The sequence below is a fragment of the Microvirga sp. HBU67558 genome (assembly GCF_018069605.1).
In the GTDB taxonomy this organism is placed as follows: domain Bacteria; phylum Pseudomonadota; class Alphaproteobacteria; order Rhizobiales; family Beijerinckiaceae; genus Microvirga; species Microvirga terrae.
In genome coordinates, this window is record NZ_JAGPUP010000157.1 from 1 (window position 1) to 365 (window position 365).

Annotated in this window: 1 protein-coding gene; it reads left to right on the top strand. The window is 71.0% G+C overall.

Annotated elements, in window-relative coordinates:
- The coding region (locus tag KBI52_RS00635; protein WP_305797858.1) for a DNA translocase FtsK at window positions 1-365 on the top strand (365 nt) is incomplete at both ends.

Sequence of the window (365 nt, forward strand, 5' to 3'; positions counted from 1 at the left end):
CTGTACATGGCCGGCGGCGGGCGGATCACGCGCGTGCACGGGCCGTTCTGCTCGGACGAGGAGGTCGAGAAGGTGGTGGCGCATCTCAAGCGCCAGGGCCGGCCGCAGTACCTGGAGGCGGTCACGGCCGAGGAGGACGAGGGCGGGGCGGCTCCCGACGCGGCCGTGTTCGACCAGGGCGAGTTCGGGGCGCCGGGCGGGGACCTGTACGACCAGGCGGTGGCGGTGGTGCTGCGCGACAAGAAAGCCTCGACCAGCTACATCCAGCGCCGCCTCCAGATCGGCTACAACCGCGCCGCCTCGCTCATGGAGCGCATGGAAAACGAGGGCATCGTCGGACCCGCCAACCACGCCGGTAAACGCGA